This window comes from Streptomyces sp. NPDC031554, from assembly GCF_055580685.1.
In genome coordinates this window covers 1-19,133 of record NZ_JBVIKX010000011.1, presented here as the reverse complement: position 1 = coordinate 19,133, position 19,133 = coordinate 1, and the positions used below count along the sequence as shown (strand labels likewise).

Below are 19,133 nucleotides of genomic sequence, written 5' to 3'. Positions count from 1 at the left end.
GGTGCGTTCGCCCACTGGCCCGGGTCGCACCCTGGCGAGCGGGGTGGAATCAACCTACTGAATTTCAGGTGTTCCGAACAACCCTAGTTTTGGTCAGTGGCCCGTCCGGGCCTGCGCACGCGCGGAGTTACAGCGTCCGTCCCGTACGCGTGCGCCACAGTTCGTCGAACTCGTCGAGGGCTTCCTCCGCACTGCGCTCACCGGCGGCGTAGGCCAGTTCCAGGCCGGTGTCCAGGCGGGCGAGGTCGAGGGGGGTGTAGGGGCAGGGAGGGTGCAGCGGCGTGCGGAACCAGGCGACGACGTTGCGGACCGTGCCGAGTTCCTCGACCGTGAGGCAGGTGGCGACGAACCGGGCGAGCTGGACGTGCGCCTGCTGGCCGGCTGCGTCTCCGTCTCGCCATCCGGCGACTGCGTCCTCCGTGACGTCGAGGAAGCGTGCGTACTCCTCGCACCATCCCTGTTCGTCCAGGCGAGAGACCAACTCTGCCGCGGGGGTCATGACGAGCAGATCCGCCAGTTCGTTTCGCCGGCGCGAGATCTCGCGCGTCCCCTGTGTGGGCAGCGGCGCGCCCGGAGGCGGCGTCCGTACGGCGACGTCGACGGCTGGCCCCTGCTCGAGCACCGTGCGCAGCAGTTCGCGCAGTTCCGTGTTGCCGGGGTCGCGGGCGAGGAGAGCGACTTCGTCGAGGATGACGACGAACTGCCCCTCGGCCGTCGCGTCGGGGGTGCCGTTGCGTCGCTCGATCTCGCGCTGGGCGCGTCGCAGTTGCGCCATGAAGGCGTCGAGGGAGGCATCGGCTGGCAGCGCCTGTTTGCCCATGGCCGCCCGGCCCAGGAACGCGCGCTTCGCGTCCGGCCCGGAGATCACCTCCAGCCTGACGGCGGGTGCTCCCGGCATGGGTTCGAGGTCCATGGTGTGGGTCCTTTCCGGTTGACGTCGGCTCCCGTGACGCTGCCCGGTGCGGGCGCGTCGGCATCGTACGCGAGGGCGAGCGGGTGGGGGCCGGAGCCGGGAGGGGGCTCCCCGGCGAGCCGGTGGCCGGGGCGGCGGTTCACGGAGTGGAGGCGGGGCCGCGGGTGCGGGCGGTGAGTTGCTCGCGTGCCCGGTCCACGCGCATGCCGGCCAAGTCCCGGACGTAGCTGGCTGCGCTGTCGATCGCGTCGACCGCGGCTTCCAGGTCATCGTCCAGTGCGACGGAGCCGTCGTTGAACGGTGCGGTCGTCGCGGTGAGCAGGTCGCCGAGGATGCCCAGGATGCTGTTGTCCGCGTCGCTGTCGTCGTAGAGCACGCCCAGCAGGGTGAGGCGGTTCTGGTCGTCGAGTCCGGCCCGGGCCTCGTGGAGCAGCTGCTGCAGATGCTCCCGCGCCGCGGCGGCCGAGCGGCTGATCCGCTCGCCTTGACCGCTGCCGGTCATGCCGTCGGTTCCGTCGCCCAGCGGCCTGCGGTGGTCCTGAGCGCCTCGTGCCAGTCACCGGTGTACGCGGCGGGGGCGTCGAGGTCACTGCCGATGATCGCGAAGACGGCCTCTCGGGCGGTGTTGTCGTCGGCCGCCCGGCCGGGTGTGCTGGGCTTGCCGGGAGCGGTGGCCGAGCTGGTGGCTTCGGTGGTGGGGGGCGTGTTCACGGGTTTCTCCTCGAAGTTGCTGGTCTGGCTCGGGGCTGCCCCGCCGGGGAGCGACGGGCCGGCCCCGAGCCGGGCCAGGGACGAGCGGGGCTCAGCGGCTGTACTGGGCGGTCTTGGCGAGGCGGCTGACGTCGCAGTCGCAGCCGCCACCGTGGGTCATGGCATGGAGGTCGGCCAGGGTCCAGCCGACGGTCTCCTCCAGGCGTGTGGAGTCCGGGAGAAGGGTCATGGAGGAACTGCTGGGGCGGCCGTCGTAGTGGGCGCCGGGGACGGCGTCGAACTGCCAGCCGGTGACCCGGATCTGGTTGCCGCGAGATCTGGTGCGGGTGGTGATCGTGCCGATCTTCAGGATCCGCAGCCGTGCCGTACGGTCGCCCTCCGGGCGGTCCGGCGTCTGCCGGCCGCGGGCCCGAGCGGCGGCCTGCTCCTTCTGGCGCCGAAGAGACGTCTCGTACTGCTGGCGCATCTCCGCTTCCCGGTGCGGCCCTTGGCAGCGGTCTTCGCTGTGCCCGGGTACCAGGTGGCCTGAGGCGCGGGAGCACCAGGTGCAGGAGGTCCTTGCGCGCAGAGTGTCGGCGAGCCACCACCGGGCGACGCCGAACAACGCGGCCCCCAGGAGCATCCACAGGTATGCAGGCACGGGAATCTCGCCTCATTCCGCCGGGGCCGGGACAGGTCCGCCGCTCAGGCCGAACGGGGCCCGGATCGCGGGTGAGACCGTGCCGGCCCGGGCGGTCGGGGTCGTGCCGTTCACCGGGCGTCGTCCCCATCGGTGCGGGACCCGCTGGTGATCTCATCGAAGGCTGCGACAGCGGATGCCGGGTCCTGCATGGCCTTCTCCATCAGGAAGTCGGCGTCCAGGCCGATGCACTGCTCCTCCAGCGAGGCCACCAACAGCGGGTCCACCGTGGTGCGCTGGGCACCGGAGGCGTCGGAGTCGATCAGGTCTTCCTCCTCCGCCGCCGCCCGGTAGGCGTTCACCGATGTGAGGGCGTCGGTGGCGGTCTCGATGTCGTTGGCCGACAGCGAGGCCTGGCCGATGACAGCTCCATCGGGGCCCAGGAAGATCAGCCGTCCGGCGACCTCGGGGCTGTCGGACAGGGCGAGGAACTGCTGGCGCAGTTCCTGCATCGCCATCTCCTCGTTCGAGAACGGCTGTTCCATCAGCTGTTCACCGCCTTCACGATGACGAGGAAGGAGTCCGTCGCGAGGTCCATGACGACCTCGGCGGGCGTGCCCTCCATGCGGCGTGCGTGCGCGAATTCCTCGGCCGGCCACGAGCCGCGCGGCCCGCCGGCGGGGAACCGCTCCAGGACCGTGCGCTCCGTCCTCATCGCGCGCTCACCGCCCGGGCGGCCCAGACCTCGATGACGGTCATGGTGAGGACCCTCGTCACGGTGCCGCGCAGCTTCACACGGGCCCCGGCGACCAGGACGTCCTTCAGCCGGGCGTACGACGGGACGAGGATGATGGCGGTGCCGCCGGAGCCGTCGATGACGGCGCGGGCGCGGCCGCCGCGCGCCGGTTCGACGCTCGTCACGTCGACGGCGGCCTCCACGGTCGTGCCCGGGGTGACCTGGCGCAGCGGCTGGCAGTTCGGGCCGAGATCGGTGGAGAAGTCCACGAGCAGGCCGCCGGGGGCGTCGATGGGCTGCGGGCTCGGGGCGGCCACCGAGCGAATGGCGCCGGTGGCCTGGCTCGCCGCGGTCGGGCGAGCGCTGGTACGTGCAGACATGAGGATCACTCCTCCTGTGTGCGGAGTCGGGTGGGGCCCCGCCGGAGATTGCTCTCCGGGAAGGGCTGATTCCGAGACTAGGGAATAAAGGTTGCTCAGACAACCCCACTTCAAGGGAAATGCAGGCCCTCGGCACCCGTCCGCCCGCCGCTCCCCATCGGTCACACCCGCGCCCCGCCGATCGGCTCCCTGCCGGTCCCGTGCTCAGAAACGCTCCTGGAGACGAAAGGCGGTCTTGCCTCGCTGCTGCTCCGGCCGCGCGGTGTGGACCATCAGCAGGAAGACGCGGGCGCCGGAGTGGAACTCGACGCCGACACCGGGGTGTCTCAGCGGGAGCGTGTCCCGCGCGTTGTAGGCCCAGACCCGTGCGATCTCCGGGGAGCTCATGTTGGTCAGCGCAGCCGCGAGGTACCGCTCGGCGCTGTCCGGTGTGATGTGCCCCTTGACGACGTCGTACAGGTTCGACCACGGATCTCCCGGCAGGCAGGCGCCGGTGACGGGCGCCTCCGGCCGCTCGTGCTTGTCACCGGGAGCGAGGGTGCCCGTGATCCCGAGCCAGAGCCGGGAACCGCTGGTGAAGGTGACTTCCAGCCCGAAGGGGCGACTGCCCGGCTCGCTCCAGGCGTCGACGGCCTTGATGTCCGGGGCGGTGAGAGCGGTCAGGCAGAACTCCTGGAAGCGTTGCGGACGCATAGCGCATTCCTCCTTTATCGGGCGAGCTGCTTGAAGCGTACGCGCCAGCAGTGACAGTCGGTGCGTGAGCTGCGAGCGGCCTCAGAGCAGGGTGAGCGGGGAGTGTGACCCGTAGCCCTCCCACGGAGGCCGACGGCCCGATACCGTAGGGGCATGGCCCGCATCAGCATCGATCTGCCCGACGACGACTACCAGCGACTCCTGGCCGAGGCGGAGGAGCAGCACGAGCCCGCCGAGGAGTACGCCGGCCGCGTCCTGGCGCAGAGCCTGAACAAGAAGCGGTTCCTCGAGGGCAGCGCTCTCTTCATCAGCACTCCCGGGATGCGCGAGGAGTTCGCGAGCCGTTTCGGCCCGCAGGCCGGCACCGCTTCCACGGCTGCCTGAGTCGCATCGGTGGAACTGACGGTAGACCTTCCCTGGCTGCTCGAAATCGCCCGCACCCAGCTCAACGACCCGGACGTGACGGACTGGGGAGCGCTGGAGGCGGCGCGCGCCAGACACTGCTTTCGCGTAATGGACGGCCTCGTCTACGACCGGCCCCATCACCGCGCCGCTGCTCTCTTCCACTCCCTTTGCCGTGTGCCGGCTCTGGAGCACAGCAACGAGTTCTTCGCGGCGGCTGCCGCCGCTGGCTACCTGCACGCCAGCGGGGTCCCGGTCCGGGTCACCACGAAGGAAGCGGCCGACCTGGCCGAACAGGTAACCGCCGGACGTTTGGACGTGCGCTCCCTGGCGAACGCGCTCAAGGCGTGGACCGAGCGGGACTGACTCCAAGCCAGCAGCACGCTTTGATCCCACCCTGACGCCAGCAAATAGCGGCTGCGACCTGCCCTGCGCGTCGAGGGGATTTTCCGAGTGTCCGCACACAGAAGCGGGAGGTTCACACCTCCCACTTCGTGGCTTCTGCGTCACGACGATCAAGCCTGTTCCTCTCAGGAACAGAGTCGTGCAGCTTCTGCATCATGCTGTTGCCGTGGAGCACAGTCCCTGAGAACCGCGCCCCACGACGCTGTCATGCGGTGCGCCGCAGTGGCACCACATTGTCCTGCTTGGGCTCGGCTGTCGGGCCGAGACCGTAGTACCGGACGTTCCCATGCCGAGAGGCGACGCGAAGCCAGCCCTGCTCCAGAAGACGGGGAACCGTCTTGGACAAAAGGGGCCTGTTCATGCCGATCGCCGAGGCGATCTTCTCCCCGGTCATGACCACGGCGTCACCGAAATCCGGGTCCTTCTTGGCGCCGAGGTAGAAGAGGACCAGCCGCATCTGCGGATACGGCAGCTCCAGGATCTTCTCCAGCACCCCGGGCTCGATGACGACGTCTTCCGGGAACAGCGGTGCATTCATGATGCTGCCCGACCCTTCTGCTCTGGAGTACCGGGAACGACGGGGATCCGGTGTGCTGCCGCGTCTTGACGTTGCTGCTCACCGCCCATCCGTGAGGCGTGGTGCGGGCTGACCCTGTAATAGATGACACGCCCGTGCTTCTCAGCCTCGATCAGGTACCCGGCCTTGGTCAGGCGCTTGATCGCGGTGGCTACGGTACGGGCGCTGATGCCGAGGTAATCGGCCATCTTTGCGCGGGGCCAGCGGAGCACGTCTCCCCGTCGGTCCGGGCCGTGCACGTGAAGTGCAAGGATGTCCCGGTCTGACGGTGTTAGACCCGACTCCTTCGACAAAATCTGCAGGCCGGAGCGGTTGCTTACGGCAGTGAAACCTCCCGGCATGTTGTAGGCGGGGCGACGGTCGCCATCCAGGTCGTAGTACTCACGAACCTCTCCCGTCGCGGAATCGGCGAAGCGCCGCACTGCTGCGGGGTCTGCTGACATGTCAGCAACTTCGACCTTTCCCCTGGGGAACAGTGACGCGGCGATACTTGCATATCGCTGTTCCTCAAAACAACAGTCCCACGCCGCAGGGCGTTTCGCGCCCTCCGTCTGGACGAACCTGACCGCTCGGGTGGTGCTCGCAGCGATCCCCCCGAAGCGCGCCGAAAGGCGTCAGGTGTTGTGCACCTGGCTGCACAACACTGTTCCTCTCAGCGACAGTAGATGGTCTCCTGTTGCATCATCAGAGGTCTCTGGTTGCATCATGAGCAGTCCCTCATTTCATGATGAAGGGCCTGCAGTTGCATGATGAAGCGTCTCGTTTTGCATCATGAGCGGTTCACAATTGCATGATCGAGGGGTGCATTTCCGCAGGTCAGAGCACTCTTGATCGCGCTGCCCTCTATATACCTTTAGGAACAGTGGCCACGCGCAGACCGGCACGGGTAGCCCTGCGGTCCTCGCAAGCTCCGGTCCTCGGGGTGCCACACACTCTCCGCTCTCATCGCCAGGCCGTCGTGAGCCCGGGTCGCGATCAGTAAGGAGCAGGCGTGGCTGGTGCCGGTCGGGGTTCAGGTGACATACGCGCGCCGGTTCGTTTGTCGCCCCCGACGCTGTGGCTGACTTTCGTGGGCTGAGGTTCTCACCGGGCATGTGAGCAAGCTACGGAGGGAGGATTGTCCTGGCGCCTCGGACGGGTCGTCTGTATGCCAACTGCGGATCAGTTGCTGCCGCTGGCTGTCGTCTCAAACGGGCGAGGGGTCCTGTGGCCTGCGTATCTCTGTGCGGGACTGTTTGGGCTCAGGCGATGATCCACTTGACAGCTCTGTCTGCCGCTACTGTGCGGGTCCCGAAAACTCGGTCCCGTCAGTCCCACGAGCTGAGGGGACCTCAGGACTCCCTGACTCGTACAAAACGCAGCGTGGGATGCCGTGTGGTCCCTGCCGCAACCTCGACCAGGAGGGTGTCTGTCAGGGGCCACCGCCCGTCAGGACCGCGTACTGAGAGGCGGCCGGCGACCGCCCGGCCGACCAAGACCCGGTCCGCAGCGTTGAGTTGCGCTGTGCGCCGGATCCTGCCGTCGGGCAGACGTACAACGAGCGCGGTGGGCCGGTCGGGTGGCCCGATCACAGACAGCAGCTCTGCGTCGAGGGTCTCGCTGTGCCTCACTTTGACCCACCGGGTTCGCCCCGGTACGTACAAGCTCTCGGGCCTCTTCAGGACGAGGCCTTCCACTCCTGCGGACTGGAGCGCCTCGTACCACAGGAGAGCTTCCTCCCGGCTGGTCGTGGCGTCCACCTGCTGCACCGGCGGGCCGGCCTCGTCGACCACCTGTTCCAGATGCGCGACCCGTTCGCTCAGCGGCCGGAGCCGCAGGTCGGTTCGGGGCCTGGCGAGGACATCGAACACCACGTACGCGACGGGCGGCCACTTGCGGCGGTCCCGGCCGCGGCGACGGGCGAGCGCGCTGAAGCTGATCCGTTCCTCTTCCCAGGCGACCAGTTCTCCGTCGACGACCGTGCCGATGGCGCAGTGCGCAAGGGCGGCGAGTACCTCAGGAAATAGGGGCCCGAGATCGTTGCCTTCGCGGGAGAGGAGGACGGAACGGTGGTCCTCGAGGACGGCGCCGACGGCACGCCATCCGTCGAGCTTCACTTCGGCGCGCAGGCCTTCCGACCACTCGCCGGCGGGCGGGAGCCGGTCGGTAGCGACCGGCCGTACGACGTCCACCGGCGGCCGTACGGGCACCAGGTTGTCCTTCACCTGGCCAAGCCCATCGGTCTGCTGCTGCGGCGGCCCGGCGACGCGCACGCCTGTCACGGTGGTGTCCACCGGACGGCCGTCCCCGAGCATGGCACCGGACAGGGCTGTGCCCCGTACGACAGGCACAGCCACTGTCGTACGGGGCACGGGGAACGTTCAGGAGCTGACCGAGGTGGCGGGGCGGGTGACGCGAGGCCAGGTGCGGCCTTGATCGTCCTTGTGGTCGTCGGCGTGATCCTTCTCTTTCTCGCACGCCCAGGGTTTGCTGGGGTGTTCGTCGCCACAGACGATGACGAAGCCGCGCAGACGGAACGCGGCGACGATCGCGGAATCACCGGCGAACTCGCCGAGCGACTCATCCACCGTGTCCCAACCACAGTCCTGGAGACCGTCGATGAGCTCGCTGCAGACCTCGGTCTTGGTGACGTCGTCGGCGCCGAGTTCGATCAGCTTGCGTGCCACGCGTTCGAAGGCGGTGTTGCCGCCGGCCCAGCCCACGTCAGGCCTTCTCCTCGGCAGTCCCGTTCTGCTGGCGCAGCGGGGCGACGTAGGCGACGTACAGGCGGGTCCCACCGTCGACGGCGTTGATGCGCGCGTCGTACGCCCCGGCCGGGGCGTAAGGGCCGTCACCGGCCTGGACCGAGAGGGCCATGAGCGCCGCTGCGTCCGAGGTGGGGTAGGTGTCGACGGGCAGGTAGACGCCGGGCATCTCGCGGAGGCCTTCGGCTGCTGCGGCGTGGTCGGCGCGGGGCGGGGCTATCGTCTTGGGCACGCGGATCTCTCCTTGCGGGTCTGTTCAGCGGGAAGTGCTGTGTGGAGCCGCAGTCATCTGCCGCTCGGGGCGGGGCCCAGCAGCTCGGCGACTCGGCGGAACTTCTCCTCACGGGCGCCCTGGACGGTGGCGATGCGGACGTGGGCGCAGTTGTGGGGATCGGGCCCGGCGTGGCGCGTGAAAATGGCTGCGCACAGCGGCAGCGTGACGCCGGGGAAGATGCGGGTGGGGCCCGGCGGCGCCTTGCCCTCGGGTGTGAGGTCGATGATGAAGCCGCGGTCGGCGGCCTGCCGCATGCGAGTGCGCATCCCGGCGAAGGCGTCGCCCTTGAGCCACGCGCTCGGGGTGAGGAAGGCGATCACGCCGGCGTTCAGACGGGTCTCGAAGGCCCGCCAGAGCGCCCACCGCCAGAAGTACACGTACAAGTTGGACAGCGCGTACTCGAACTTGCCCTGGCCGGGGGCCCGGAACTCATCCAAGGACGGGCGCCACAACTCGTCCGGGGCGCGCTCCGCCGACCGGCGGGGACGTCGGGCCTCGATCCACGGCGCCGCGCCTTTCGCCTTGTCGCGGTAGGGAGGGTTGCCCACGATCGCGAGGGGCTTCGGGGAGTTGAGGCGGCCGGCCAGCGCCGGAGGCAGATCCCCGTCGAGCGCGTTGCCGACGACGATGTTGGCGTCGAGCCAGTCGATGGGCGTGTGGCCGCTGGTCTCCAGCCAGCAGGCCGACTTGGCGAGGTCGACGGCGACGGGGTCGGTGTCGATGCCGAACACGCAGGACTTCATGACGTTCGCCATGACGGCCGTGATGGTGAGCGGCGCCGGATCATGCGTGCTGTACAGGAGACCGACGTAGGCCGTGGCCAGGAGCCGGGCGGCGGCGATGAGGAACACGCCTCCGCCGCAGGCCGGGTCGAGGACGGACACCTCAAGGACGTCGGTGGGGTCGTCGTCGAGGTACAGGTCGGTGATCTCGCTCAGCGCGGCGCGGGTGAGCGACTGGGCGAGTTCGGGCGGGGTGTACCAGGCTCCGGACTCGCTGCGGTCGCTGTTGTCGAGGAGCTGCTCGCGCAGGGCACCGAGCTCGGCGGCGCCCCACTGGCTGAGGTCGCCGAGGTCGCTCAGGAGTTTGGTCACGCGCTGGACTGTGTCGTCGGGCAGGCGCATGGACCAGGGCTGGGGAAGGCCTCGGGCTGCGGCGACCGAGTTGACGGCCACGCGCACGATTTCGCGGTGACCGTCCGGGCCGGGGGCTTCAGCGGCGAGTGCTTCAACGGTGTCGCTCATGCGGTCCCCGGGACGGGAGCAGTTGCGCTTGGACAGTGGGCGGATGCGGTTGGCACAGCGTCACCTCCTGGAGGCGGTTCTGGTCCGGGCTCACGCACATGCCGGGGCAGCAGTGCCCCGCCGCCTTGACGGGCGGCGGGGCACTCGGGGGAGCTGAGCCGTTGGTGGCTCAGGCGGGGCCCACTCTACAGAAGTAGCGTTGTCTAGGCAACCTGATATTGGGGCAGGGTGGAGTCCAGCAGGGTCATCTGGTGCCACTCCGGCATCCGGTGCAGGATCCTCTGCCGCCACGCGAGCGCGTAGCGCAGGCAGTTGGCGCAACTGCGGTGCATGCAGCCGGGCAGTGCGTCCGCGCGGCGGGCGCTGTAGGACCAGGCGAGCGAGTCGGCGGAGACCAGCAGGTGGTGGGCCTTCTCCAGGCCGCGGGTCTTGAAGCCGAAGCCGTGGAGCCGGGTGATGCCGATCTCGCGGAGGGCCTCGATGATGCGCAGGGCCTCAGCGGTGTTGTGGCGGCGGCACATCGATCCCAGGCCGACGACCGGGTGCAGGCTGAGGTCGAAGCCGTAGTTGGCGTAGATCTCCACGCCGCGCAGGTAGTCGTCACGGGTCCACCCCTGAAGCACCGGGACCCAGGGGAGGTCAGGGTCGGCGTACTGGAGGTTGAGGTAGTTCTCGACGGTGCGCAGCTGGTGTTCCTCGACGGTGAGGCCGGTCCGGCGAAGGATCCACGGCTCGCACATCCAGTCCTGGGGGCAGGCGAACTCCAGCAGGCCGATCTCGTCGTGGTAGCGGCGGACCGCGGCGGCGTAGTCGCCGGCGTCGGTGCGCCACTCGCCGTACAGGTACAGCTCGCTGTAGGCGCCTGAGTCGAGGGCCCAGGGGACGACGGCGCGCGGCAAGGTGCGTCGCGGGGCGAGGCGGCGGTGGGACACGAACAAGCGGACCGGCTGCCGGCCGAGGAATCCCCTCAGTCGCGGTTCGGCGAGCCAGTGCGGCATGTGGGTGCCCAGGTACAGCGTGGAGCCGATGTCCTCGTCCGGCCAGATGAGCTGGTCCTCGGTGATGAGGGTGCGGTAGCGGGGGCGGTACTTGCGGTGCGGGTGATCGTCGGGCAGCTTCACGGCGTGCCAGTGCTGGGGATCGGTGATGACGGGAGGGGCGGTCGGCATTCCAGGCTCCGATTCTCGTGCCCACTGCTGACGCGATGGCGATAGAGAGTACGCAAATCGAGTGGTCTATGCAACCCCCTTTTCTGACGGTCGCGACCGGGCCCGTCAGGTGGCGCGAGTCACATCTCCTGCCCGGGCCCCGGTGATCGACTTATGGGGAGCGCCAGTTGGGGTCTGTCGGTATCGGGGGCGGGATGCCGCTCGAGTGCGCGAGTGCCGTCAGGGTTGCCTGATTCGTACGCACGTTCGAAACTCATGTCGTGGAGACGGCCGCGATCAACCCAGGACAGCGCGGGCGCGACGGACAGCGAGCCGGTATCCCGGTGCCGGGCGCGCTCGGCACGCTGCTGCCCGACGGGATGCTCTACCGCGGCAGCACCGTCAGCATCCCGGGCGACCTGCCGCTCCTGCTCGCGCTCGGCGCCGCCGCCGGGGCCGACCACACTGCCTGGGCAGCGGTCGGCATGCCCTACCTCGGGGCCCTCGCGGCACGCAGCGCCGGACTCGACCTGGAGTGCGGTCTGTGGGTGGACGCGCCGGGCGAGCGCTGGCCGGAGGCGGTCTCCACGCTCGCCGACGGCGTCCCGCTGATCCTGCTCGGCCCGGTGGGCCCGGTCGCCGAGCGCACCCACCGGCGCCTGACCGGCGGCCTGCGCCGCAGCGGCACCGTGCTGCTGGTGGCAGGCCCCTGGCCCGGGGCCCAACTGCGGCTCAGCGTGGACAACGCCTACTGGGAAGGCGTGGGGCACGGACACGGCCTGTTGCGTCGGCGCCGGGTGCGGGTCACCGCGTCGGGCCGGGGCGCCGCCGCAGCAGCGCGCACCGCCGACCTGTGGCTGCCGGGCCCCGACGGTTCCGTGCACCCCGTCGCGGCCCCCGCCCCGTCCACCGATGCGCCGCGGCCGCGCCTGCGCGCGGTGGGGTGATCCCCGGTGAGCAGAGTCATGGTCGTCTGGGCGATGGACTGGCCGCTGGTCGCCGCCGAGGTTCCCGCCGACGAGCCGGTCGCCGTTACCTCTGCGGGACGCGTCGTGGCGTGCACGGCCGCGGCCCGCGCAGTGGGCGTACGGCGCGGCATGCGCATCCGGCAGGCCGTCGGCAAACTGCCTGAACTGCGCCTTCGCCCCCGGGACCCGGCGGGTGAGACCCGCGCGTTCGAGCCGCTACTGCACCGGTTCGAGCACGACGTCGTCGCCCGCCTGGAGGTGCTCCGACCGGGCCTGGTCGCGCTGCCCGCCCGCGGCGCAGCCCGCTACTGGGGCGGAGAGGAACCGCTCGCCGAGCGACTGCGCGCGGCGGCGTCCGCGCTCGGCATCGCCTGCCAGACGGGGGCTGCCGACACCGTCTTCGCGGCCGCGCTCGCCGCCCGCCGCGATCTGCTCGTGCCGCCCGGCACCACCCCCAGCTTCCTGGCCGACTACGGGCTCGGCGTCCTGGGACGGCCGGCCCTGGCCGACTTGCTGGTCCGGCTCGGCATCCGCACCCTCGGCGGCTTCGCAGCACTGCCCGCCGACGCTGTCGTGGCCCGGTTCGGACCGGACGGCGCCGCCGCCCACCGGCTTGCCCTCGGTAGGGAGGACCACGGGCTGAATGCGCGTCCGGCCTCCGACGGACGCCGGGTCGAGCACCGCTTCGACCCGCCCGAGACCCGGCTAGAGGCCACCTCCTTCGCGGGGAAGGCGCTCGCTGTACGGCTGCACCGTGCCCTGGAGGAGGCCGGACTCGTGTGCGCCCGCATCGAGGTGCGGGCCCGGATGTCCGACGGGCGTACGCTCGCCCGGGTCTGGCGGCACGAGGGACGCCTCAGCGACCTGGCGGTGGCCGAGCGGCTGCGCTGGCAGCTGCAGGCCTGGCAGGAAACCGGTGTCCTTGCCCCCACCACAGCCGGAGGCGAAGGGATCGCCCAACTCGAGCTGGTGCCCGAACACGTCGCGCCGGCCCCCGGCCAGCAGCAGGCGCTGTTCGGCGCGGCCGCCGCCCAGGAGGTACTCGGCCAGGCCGCGGCCCGGCTCCAGGCACTCTTCGGACATCAGGCGGTGACCCGGGCCGAGGAGATCGGCGGACGGGGGCCCGCCGACCGTATCCGCCGCGTTCCGTTCGGTGACTTCGCCGAGCCGGGTCGGCCGCAACGGGCGGCGTGGGCGGGCCAGTTGCCCGCGCCGCACCCTGCCCGGGTCTTTCCCACTCCGCTGCCCGCACGCCTGCTCGACGAGGACGGGAACCTGCTGGCGGTGTCCGGCCGGGGACAGCTCAGCGCCGTGCCCGCCCGACTGGCGGTCGGCCGCGTCGCACCGGCTCCCGTGGTCGGCTGGGCGGGACCGTGGCCGCTGGACGAGGACTGGTGGCAGCCCGGACAGCGCCGGCGGCTCGCCCGCGTGCAGGCCGTCACCGGCGACGGCCGGGCCTGGCTGCTGCATGTGCGTGCCAGCCGCTGGTGGGCGGAGGCCCTGTATGCGTGAGCTGCCGCACCTGACCCTCGCCCCCGAACCGGCGACGGCGCACACCGCGGCCGAGGAGACGCCGGAGTGGGCAGAACTGCACACCCACTCGTTCTTCTCGCTACTCCGCGGGGCGAGCGAACCGGAAGAGCTGATCGCCGAGGCGGCCCGGCTCGGGGTAACGACGCTCGCGCTGACCGACACCGACGCACTCACCGGCGCCCGCCGACTGGCCCAGGCCGCCCAAGAACATCGGGTGGCAACCGTCTACGGTGCCGAACTGTCCCTGGGAGCACACGGGCTGGACACCCCGGTCGTGCTGGCCACAAGCGTGCACGGCTTCATGCTGCTGTCCGAGGCGATCAGCCAGGCCCAGCTCGCCGGCGACAAGGGACACCCCGTGTACGACCTGGACGCCCTGGAGTCGGCCGCCGCCGCAGGCCACTGGGCGGTCCTCACCGGCTGCCCGTCGTACGACCCCGGCGAGATGCCGGACGTGGACGCGCTCGCCCGTACGCTGGGCCGACTGCAGGACGTCTTCGGACCGGTGGTGCACGCCGAGCTCATCGACCACCGGCTCGCGGCCGACAGCCTCCGCAACGACGCCCTGTTCGTAGCCGCACGCCGGGCGGGCGCCGCGATCGTCGCCACCGGCGCCGCGCACTACGCCGCCCCGCGTCAGGCCCGGCTCAGCCAGGTCCTCACCGCTCTGCGGCACCGCGACAATCTCGAAGCCACGGCGGGATCGCTGCACGCCGCTCCCACCGCGCACCTGCGCTCCGGGGACGAGATGCTGCCGTGGCTGTCCCGCTACCCCGGCGTGCGAGAGACCACCCTCGAGCTGGCCCGCCGCAGCGCCGTCAACCTCGCCGAACTACGGCCCCAGCTGCCGCAGTTCCCGGTACCGGACGGCCACGACGACAACTCGTGGCTGCGCGTCCTCGCCGAGCGCGGCATGCTCCGCCGCTACGGCCCACGCGAACAGGCGGGCGCCGCGTGGCGGCAACTTGAGCACGAGTTGACCGTAATCTCCGAGCTATCACTGCCGGGGTACTTCCTCATCGTCGAGGACCTGTGCCGGTTCGCCCGGGAGGCCGACATCTGGTGCCAGGGCCGCGGCTCCGCCGCCAACAGCGTGGTCTGCTTCGCCCTCGGCATCACCCAGGTCGACCCGATCGCCAGGGAACTGCTGTTCGAAAGGTTCCTCAACACGGAGCGTGCCTCCACCCCGGACATCGACGTCGACTTCGAACACCGGCGCCGGGACGAGGTGTTCGCCTACGCCTACCAGCGCTATGGCCGCGACCACGCCGCACGCGTCGCGAACATCATCACGTTCCGTCCCCGGCTCGCGGTCCGAGAGGCGGCGCGCGCCGCCGGATACCCGCCGGCGCAGATCGACGAGATGACCCGGCACATCCAGCATCACGAGCCGCCCGGGCCGGACGTGGTCCTGCCCCCGGAAGTGCGGGAGATGGCCGCCCAACTCGACGGGCACCCGCGTCACCTCGGGGTGCACTCGGGCGGACTGGTGCTCACTCGGAACAAGGTCACCCGGATCATGCCGGTCGAATGGGCGACCGCAAATGGAATGAGTGTTCTACAGGGGGACAAAGAAGACGTCGACCTGGCGGGATGCGTCAAAATTGATCTTCTGTCGCTGGGGATCTTGAGCGCCCTGCACGACACCTGCCGTCTCATCGAGACCCACCATGGCCGACGGCTGGATCTGGCGACGATACCCGCCGAGGATCCTGACGTCTACGCCATGATCACTCGCGCGGAGACGCACGGGACCTTCCAGATTGAAAGCAGGGCAACTCAGTCGATTCTGCCCCTGCTCAAGCCCAGTAAGTTCGGTGATCTGGTGGTCGCCGTTTCCTTGATTAGGCCGGGCCCAATTCAGGGCAATTCGGTCAAACCGTACTTGCGGCGCCGGGCGGGGAAGGAACCGGTCACCTATCCGCACCCGCTCGCCGAGCGTGCCCTGCGACGGAGCCTGGGCGTGCCGCTGTACCAAGAACAGATCATGATGCTGGCGATGGACTGCGCGGGCATCTCCGCCGGCGAGGCCGACCGGCTGCGCAAGGACCTCAGCGCCAAGCACGCCCCCGAGAAGATCGCCGCCTGGCGCAGCCGGCTCCTGGCCGGGATGGCCGCCCGCGGCATCCCGCAGCCGTCCGCCGAGGACATCTTCCACATCGTCGAGGCCTTCAGCGGATACGGCTTCCCAGAGAGCCACGCGGCGAGCATGGCCCACCTCGTGTACGCCTCCGCCTGGCTGAAGCACCACTACCCGGCAGCCTTCACCTGCGCCCTGCTGATGAACCAGCCGATGGGCTTCTACAGCCCGCTGACGCTGATCGGCGAGGCCCGGCGACGCGGCATCACCGTCCGCGGCGTGGATCTGGCCGCCTCCGGCGTGTACGCCACCCTCGAGCCTGACCCGGCGTCGCGCGCCGGACAACCCGCGATCCGCCTCGGCCTGGCCACCGTGCGCAGCCTGAGTCCGCAGGCTGCCCAACGCATCATCGACGCCCGGCCGTTCGTCGATGTGGGTGACTTCGCCCGGCGCACCCGGCTGTCGGCGCGGACCCTGGAAGCCCTGGCCACCGCGGGCGCCTTCGGCTGCTTCGGCTTGTCCCGGCGTGAGGCGTTGTGGCGGGCCGGTGCGCTCGCGGCCGTCGACGAGCAGGCTCTGCCGGGCGCCGACCCGACCTACACCGCCCCGCGGTTGCCGGCGCTCGGACCCATCGAGGCGACCTTCGCCGACCTGTGGGCCACCGGTTCGTCACCCGACACCCACCCCGTACAGTACCTGCGGGGCCACCTCCGCACGATCGACGCGGTCAGCGCGGCCGAGCTGCGCGAGCTCGCCGACGGGGAGCCCGCTTCCCTGGGCGGGCTGGTCACCCACCGGCAGCGGCCTCCGACCGCGAAGGGCACCTGCTTCCTGTCGATCGAGGACGAGACCGGGCTCGCCAACGTGATCGTGCCGCCCGCCACATGGGAGCGTTACCGCCGTACGGCGACCGAGCACGCCGGGCTGCTCGTCCACGGTGTCGTCGAGCACGCGCGGGGCGCAGCCAGTCTCGTTGCCCGCCGTCTGGAACCGCTGAAGGTTGTCGTGCCGTCCCGGCGGCGCTCCACCCCCTGACTCGCCTTGCGTGCCGAGGGTCCCGACCCAACTGGCATCCACCAGTGTGGCCCACGCCACACGAGCGGATCTCGATTGGGACGGGGGGAGAAACGCGGCGCGCTCCTATGACGTGGGATATGAAGCGATCAGACACCAACCCCGTATACATGGACCCCGCCGCCTTCGCTGTGCTGCTGGACTCCTCCAGCCTGGGAGCCCCGCGGGCCCGTAGGGTGCGCGAGCGCACGCCCACGGCGGTCCGCCAACTGCTCCTGTGCCGGCTCTCCTCGAAGCTGCGCGGCTCCGCGCCGGAGAGCGGGTGAGCCGGGTAGGCCGCTGTTGCGAACCCCAGCAGCCTCGCGCCGACCCGTAGGGCCCGCCGCCGGTCCGCCGGACGAAGCTTGTCCGGCATGCTGACTGGCGTGGTGAACCAACCCCGCCCCCTGGGCCCCATCAGCGCCGTCGACATCGCAGACCGGGTCGCGCTCCGTCATCGGCACGGCGACGCAGGCCTCGCCGATCCGCCCGGTCCGGACGACCTGCTGGGGCTGATCAGCTTCATGCGGGACCGGCACGCCAAGCTGATGAAGCTCGACGACGAGGGCACACCCGTGCCTGACATCGCAGCGCGGCACGCCGAGTTGGACGAGGCTCTGAGGCTGACCCGCCTCGCTCATCAGGAAGTCGACCGCCTGCAGTTGTCCTTGCTCAACGCGGCCCGTGCGGCGGGCATGACTACGAAGCAGCGCGGCCAGCCCCTGGGACTCGGCTCCCGCCAGGGCATCCTGGACAGGGAAGAGGCTCTCCGCCGAACCCTTGAGGCCGCCGCGAAGTATGTCCCCGTCAATGCACTGGACGACAAGCCGGAACCGGTCGATCTCGCACCTGCTGTTGTCCGGGAGATCGCTGAGGACCTGGTGGCGCACTGGGACGATCTGCTCACCGACGACGAGGGCGAAGAGGGCAGTGAGGACGGTGAGAACAGTTGGATGGCCGGACTCGCCACGAAGATGCGCGACCTCACCGAACTCGGCATCGTGGATCTGAGCTGTACGGACGTGGCCTCCATCGTCACGATGGTTCGCGAAGTCCTGGAGGAAATCGACGAGCAGGCCCTGGTCACCGGGCAGCCGGCCGCGGCCACGGCGTCCGCCCTGGCCGCGCTACAGCAGGCGCGCCGCCTCGGTCGCCGTCGTGGAAAGCCGGGACCGAACGGGCCTGAACACCCTTGATCAGCCACGTCCCGATTCATGCAGGTCCCTCAGCCGGGCCCTCCTGCTGGCGGAGGTACTTGCCCGCGACGGCGACGAAGTTGTCGTGGGCGACCCGAGCGGCCTCACGCGCTGCGGTGAGCTCTTCGGCTGTGGCGTACGCGTTGCGAATGGCGTAGGTCGCGGTGACCATGGCGTTGACGCTCGCGTGGACAGCAGGGTCAGTGATCAAGATTCGGAGGGCGTTCAACGGGCGGGTGATGGCCTGGCGAGTCGTATGGCTCGCGGTCTGCAACTCCCGTTGTCGCTGGTCGTTGTCACGCTTGAGGGCGGCCTCGCCTCGCTTCCACATCACCGTGCGGTGATTGGTCACTGCGTCGGCGAGGTCGAGGACGGCGTCGAACTGGCGAGAGCGGCGCTTCTCGACTCGGACCGATTCCTCGCTGCGACCTGCGGCACGCTCCTGGAACCGTCCGTTGACAACAGCTCCGAGCACGGTTCCTAGTACGGCGATTACGCCAGTGACGAGTGCTGCGTCCATCTCCCTCCCTCTCAGGTCTGTATCGGCGATCGGCAGCGGAGGTCAACGGGGAGCGCAGTCCGCGCAGGCGAGGCTTCCCGGCGGATACGGTCCTGCCGGGATGTCCTCCAGGCGATGGTTGTGCCGGCCGCGGCCGCGCGTGATCGTGGTGCGGCGAGGCGCCCACTCGGTGGGCATGCGGAACTGCTGGATGTCGGGGGTCTGGCTTCCGCACGCGGCGCACCGCCGGTAGCTCACCTGCTCGTTGACGGTCCAGGTGGCCGGGTCGGTGTCGGCGGCGGACTCCAGGCGCAGGCCTGCGAGTTCGCTGGCAGGGATGGCGGGGTCATAGCCGCGGTCGACCACGGATCCGGTGCCAAGGACGCGGCCTGCGACTCGGGCGAGCTTCTGCTGCTCACGGGAGTTGGGCTCGCTGCGCACGTCGCCGGGCGGCCCGTACGGCAGCTTTCCGGGCTGGAAGACCAGCCGGTGCGGGCCGTCGAGTTGGACGCCGGTCAGCCCCAGGGTGACGATGCAGTTCTCGATCGGGCACAGGTAACGGCCCTTGGCGCGGCCGGCCGTGACGCCCGTGAGAGGGGTGCTGCACGTCGGACACCGATGGTTGCTGACCTTGTCGCCGCGCCGGATTCGGACGGGGAAGTTCTCGTCGCACTGCGGGCAGTGTCCGGTCATGTCTGCTGGCTCTCGGGATAGTGCTCGTTCAGAGCTTCGGCGATCTTCCCGGCGCGCTGGCGGCTCCGGCGGTCGACGGATCCGCTGGCGGACTGCATCTTCTCGACGAGCACCCTGGCGGAGACCACGTTGACCTCGCGCTTCTCGTTGGGGGCGGGGTAGCGGGTGAACTGCAGGTGCTCGTCCAGTACCGGGGCGTTGTGCACGGGCAGGACCTGGCCGACGCTCAACACGCCCAGCCGCCGTCGGTGCTTGCGCTTGTCGA

General features: G+C 70.1%; 25 protein-coding genes. 7 read left to right on the top strand and 18 right to left on the bottom strand.

The window, feature by feature from the left end; genetic code table 11:
- Positions 1–127: 127 nt before the first annotated feature.
- The 8 genes from ACZ5FU_RS25780 to ACZ5FU_RS25745 all read right to left on the bottom strand — a co-directional run bounded on the left by ACZ5FU_RS25780 (position 128) and on the right by ACZ5FU_RS25745 (position 4,052).
- Complete coding sequence (locus ACZ5FU_RS25780; RefSeq protein ID WP_469046764.1) at positions 128–913, bottom strand: hypothetical protein; 786 nt, start codon at positions 911–913, stop codon at positions 128–130.
- Positions 914–1,052: 139 nt separating this feature from the next.
- Complete coding sequence (locus tag ACZ5FU_RS25775; protein ID WP_469046763.1) at positions 1,053–1,415, bottom strand: hypothetical protein; 363 nt, start codon at positions 1,413–1,415, stop codon at positions 1,053–1,055.
- The gene (locus tag ACZ5FU_RS25770) at positions 1,412–1,624 is read right to left on the bottom strand and encodes a hypothetical protein (protein WP_469046762.1); all 213 of its coding nucleotides are present in this window, start codon (positions 1,622–1,624) and stop codon (positions 1,412–1,414) included. Before ACZ5FU_RS25770 ends, ACZ5FU_RS25775 begins: the two co-directional genes overlap by 4 nt.
- 91 nt (positions 1,625–1,715) lie before the next feature.
- Positions 1,716–2,264 (bottom strand): hypothetical protein, encoded by a 549-nt coding sequence (locus ACZ5FU_RS25765; protein WP_469046760.1) that lies wholly within the window; start codon positions 2,262–2,264, stop codon positions 1,716–1,718.
- Positions 2,265–2,374: 110 nt separating this feature from the next.
- Positions 2,375–2,788 (bottom strand): hypothetical protein, encoded by a 414-nt coding sequence (locus tag ACZ5FU_RS25760; protein ID WP_469046759.1) that lies wholly within the window; start codon positions 2,786–2,788, stop codon positions 2,375–2,377.
- Complete coding sequence (locus tag ACZ5FU_RS25755) at positions 2,788–2,958, bottom strand: hypothetical protein (RefSeq protein WP_469046757.1); 171 nt, start codon at positions 2,956–2,958, stop codon at positions 2,788–2,790. The genes ACZ5FU_RS25760 and ACZ5FU_RS25755 overlap by 1 nt, the downstream gene beginning before the upstream one ends.
- Entirely contained in the window at positions 2,955–3,359 is a 405-nt protein-coding gene (locus tag ACZ5FU_RS25750; protein ID WP_469046755.1) for a hypothetical protein, read from the bottom strand. Before ACZ5FU_RS25750 ends, ACZ5FU_RS25755 begins: the two co-directional genes overlap by 4 nt.
- Before the next feature lie 204 nt (positions 3,360–3,563).
- Positions 3,564–4,052 (bottom strand): hypothetical protein, encoded by a 489-nt coding sequence (locus ACZ5FU_RS25745; protein WP_469046754.1) that lies wholly within the window; start codon positions 4,050–4,052, stop codon positions 3,564–3,566.
- Between the two features lie 153 nt (positions 4,053–4,205).
- Here ACZ5FU_RS25745 and ACZ5FU_RS25740 point away from each other — a divergent pair, with 153 nt between their 5' ends.
- Complete coding sequence (locus ACZ5FU_RS25740; protein ID WP_451498442.1) at positions 4,206–4,436, top strand: hypothetical protein; 231 nt, start codon at positions 4,206–4,208, stop codon at positions 4,434–4,436.
- A gap of 9 nt (positions 4,437–4,445) precedes the next feature.
- Entirely contained in the window at positions 4,446–4,820 is a 375-nt protein-coding gene (locus ACZ5FU_RS25735) for a fic family toxin-antitoxin system, toxin component (protein WP_469046752.1), read from the top strand.
- A gap of 244 nt (positions 4,821–5,064) precedes the next feature.
- On the opposite strand, the gene ACZ5FU_RS25730 is transcribed toward ACZ5FU_RS25735, so the two are convergent.
- From ACZ5FU_RS25730 to ACZ5FU_RS25700, 7 genes are all read right to left on the bottom strand, one after another.
- A complete protein-coding gene (locus ACZ5FU_RS25730) occupies positions 5,065–5,397 on the bottom strand; it encodes a replication initiation protein, RepL2 (RefSeq protein WP_469046751.1) in 333 nt (110 codons plus the stop codon).
- Positions 5,394–5,879 carry an HTH domain-containing protein gene (locus ACZ5FU_RS25725; protein ID WP_469046750.1) on the bottom strand — a complete coding sequence of 162 codons (486 nt, stop codon included), beginning with the start codon at positions 5,877–5,879 and terminating at the stop codon, positions 5,394–5,396. The genes ACZ5FU_RS25730 and ACZ5FU_RS25725 overlap by 4 nt, the downstream gene beginning before the upstream one ends.
- 888 nt (positions 5,880–6,767) lie before the next feature.
- Positions 6,768–7,709, bottom strand: coding sequence for an ATP-dependent DNA ligase (locus ACZ5FU_RS25720; RefSeq protein ID WP_469046748.1), 942 nt, complete (start codon positions 7,707–7,709; stop codon positions 6,768–6,770).
- 87 nt (positions 7,710–7,796) lie between these two features.
- The gene (locus ACZ5FU_RS25715; RefSeq protein WP_469046747.1) at positions 7,797–8,138 is read right to left on the bottom strand and encodes a hypothetical protein; all 342 of its coding nucleotides are present in this window, start codon (positions 8,136–8,138) and stop codon (positions 7,797–7,799) included.
- A 1-nt stretch (position 8,139) separates the two neighbouring features.
- Positions 8,140–8,412, bottom strand: a complete 273-nt coding sequence (locus tag ACZ5FU_RS25710) for a hypothetical protein (protein ID WP_469046745.1) — start codon at positions 8,410–8,412, stop codon at positions 8,140–8,142.
- Between the two features lie 53 nt (positions 8,413–8,465).
- A complete protein-coding gene (locus ACZ5FU_RS25705) occupies positions 8,466–9,698 on the bottom strand; it encodes an N-6 DNA methylase (RefSeq protein WP_469046743.1) in 1,233 nt (410 codons plus the stop codon).
- 203 nt (positions 9,699–9,901) lie between these two features.
- The gene (locus tag ACZ5FU_RS25700) at positions 9,902–10,867 is read right to left on the bottom strand and encodes a deazapurine DNA modification protein DpdA family protein (protein WP_469046741.1); all 966 of its coding nucleotides are present in this window, start codon (positions 10,865–10,867) and stop codon (positions 9,902–9,904) included.
- A gap of 260 nt (positions 10,868–11,127) precedes the next feature.
- Between ACZ5FU_RS25700 and ACZ5FU_RS25695 the strand changes: the two genes are divergently transcribed.
- The 5 genes from ACZ5FU_RS25695 to ACZ5FU_RS25675 all read left to right on the top strand — a co-directional run bounded on the left by ACZ5FU_RS25695 (position 11,128) and on the right by ACZ5FU_RS25675 (position 17,676).
- Complete coding sequence (locus ACZ5FU_RS25695) at positions 11,128–11,793, top strand: hypothetical protein (RefSeq protein WP_469046739.1); 666 nt, start codon at positions 11,128–11,130, stop codon at positions 11,791–11,793.
- Between the two features lie 6 nt (positions 11,794–11,799).
- Positions 11,800–13,326 (top strand): DNA polymerase Y family protein, encoded by a 1,527-nt coding sequence (locus ACZ5FU_RS25690; RefSeq protein ID WP_469046737.1) that lies wholly within the window; start codon positions 11,800–11,802, stop codon positions 13,324–13,326.
- A complete protein-coding gene (locus ACZ5FU_RS25685) occupies positions 13,319–16,462 on the top strand; it encodes an error-prone DNA polymerase (RefSeq protein WP_469046735.1) in 3,144 nt (1,047 codons plus the stop codon). The genes ACZ5FU_RS25690 and ACZ5FU_RS25685 overlap by 8 nt, the downstream gene beginning before the upstream one ends.
- A gap of 119 nt (positions 16,463–16,581) precedes the next feature.
- A complete protein-coding gene (locus ACZ5FU_RS25680) occupies positions 16,582–16,767 on the top strand; it encodes a hypothetical protein (protein ID WP_469046734.1) in 186 nt (61 codons plus the stop codon).
- 87 nt (positions 16,768–16,854) lie between these two features.
- Complete coding sequence (locus ACZ5FU_RS25675) at positions 16,855–17,676, top strand: hypothetical protein (RefSeq protein ID WP_469046732.1); 822 nt, start codon at positions 16,855–16,857, stop codon at positions 17,674–17,676.
- A gap of 16 nt (positions 17,677–17,692) precedes the next feature.
- Here the strand turns inward: ACZ5FU_RS25675 and ACZ5FU_RS25670 are convergent, their stop codons facing one another.
- The 3 genes from ACZ5FU_RS25670 to ACZ5FU_RS25660 all read right to left on the bottom strand — a co-directional run.
- The gene (locus tag ACZ5FU_RS25670; RefSeq protein ID WP_469046731.1) at positions 17,693–18,196 is read right to left on the bottom strand and encodes a hypothetical protein; all 504 of its coding nucleotides are present in this window, start codon (positions 18,194–18,196) and stop codon (positions 17,693–17,695) included.
- Between the two features lie 42 nt (positions 18,197–18,238).
- Complete coding sequence (locus ACZ5FU_RS25665; protein WP_469046729.1) at positions 18,239–18,868, bottom strand: hypothetical protein; 630 nt, start codon at positions 18,866–18,868, stop codon at positions 18,239–18,241.
- The coding region (locus ACZ5FU_RS25660) for a hypothetical protein (RefSeq protein ID WP_469046728.1) at positions 18,865–19,133 on the bottom strand (269 nt) is incomplete at its 5' end. The genes ACZ5FU_RS25665 and ACZ5FU_RS25660, both read right to left, overlap by 4 nt.

Excerpts from the sequence above, each read along its gene's own strand:
- ACZ5FU_RS25750 (WP_469046755.1), bottom strand. The coding sequence starts at position 3,359 with ATGTCTGCACGTACCAGCGCTCGCCCGACCGCGGCGAGCCAGGCCACC.
- ACZ5FU_RS25675 (WP_469046732.1), top strand. The coding sequence starts at position 16,855 with ATGCTGACTGGCGTGGTGAACCAACCCCGCCCCCTGGGCCCCATCAGC.
- ACZ5FU_RS25685 (WP_469046735.1), top strand. The coding sequence starts at position 13,319 with ATGCGTGAGCTGCCGCACCTGACCCTCGCCCCCGAACCGGCGACGGCG.
- ACZ5FU_RS25780 (WP_469046764.1), bottom strand. The coding sequence starts at position 913 with ATGGACCTCGAACCCATGCCGGGAGCACCCGCCGTCAGGCTGGAGGTG.
- ACZ5FU_RS25775 (WP_469046763.1), bottom strand. The coding sequence starts at position 1,415 with ATGACCGGCAGCGGTCAAGGCGAGCGGATCAGCCGCTCGGCCGCCGCG.
- ACZ5FU_RS25700 (WP_469046741.1), bottom strand. The coding sequence starts at position 10,867 with ATGCCGACCGCCCCTCCCGTCATCACCGATCCCCAGCACTGGCACGCC.
- ACZ5FU_RS25730 (WP_469046751.1), bottom strand. The coding sequence starts at position 5,397 with ATGAATGCACCGCTGTTCCCGGAAGACGTCGTCATCGAGCCCGGGGTG.
- ACZ5FU_RS25670 (WP_469046731.1), bottom strand. The coding sequence starts at position 18,196 with ATGGACGCAGCACTCGTCACTGGCGTAATCGCCGTACTAGGAACCGTG.
- ACZ5FU_RS25705 (WP_469046743.1), bottom strand. The coding sequence starts at position 9,698 with ATGAGCGACACCGTTGAAGCACTCGCCGCTGAAGCCCCCGGCCCGGAC.
- ACZ5FU_RS25755 (WP_469046757.1), bottom strand. The coding sequence starts at position 2,958 with ATGAGGACGGAGCGCACGGTCCTGGAGCGGTTCCCCGCCGGCGGGCCG.
- ACZ5FU_RS25745 (WP_469046754.1), bottom strand. The coding sequence starts at position 4,052 with ATGCGTCCGCAACGCTTCCAGGAGTTCTGCCTGACCGCTCTCACCGCC.
- ACZ5FU_RS25725 (WP_469046750.1), bottom strand. The coding sequence starts at position 5,879 with ATGTCAGCAGACCCCGCAGCAGTGCGGCGCTTCGCCGATTCCGCGACG.
- ACZ5FU_RS25665 (WP_469046729.1), bottom strand. The coding sequence starts at position 18,868 with ATGACCGGACACTGCCCGCAGTGCGACGAGAACTTCCCCGTCCGAATC.
- ACZ5FU_RS25680 (WP_469046734.1), top strand. The coding sequence starts at position 16,582 with ATGAAGCGATCAGACACCAACCCCGTATACATGGACCCCGCCGCCTTC.
- ACZ5FU_RS25740 (WP_451498442.1), top strand. The coding sequence starts at position 4,206 with ATGGCCCGCATCAGCATCGATCTGCCCGACGACGACTACCAGCGACTC.
- ACZ5FU_RS25760 (WP_469046759.1), bottom strand. The coding sequence starts at position 2,788 with ATGGAACAGCCGTTCTCGAACGAGGAGATGGCGATGCAGGAACTGCGC.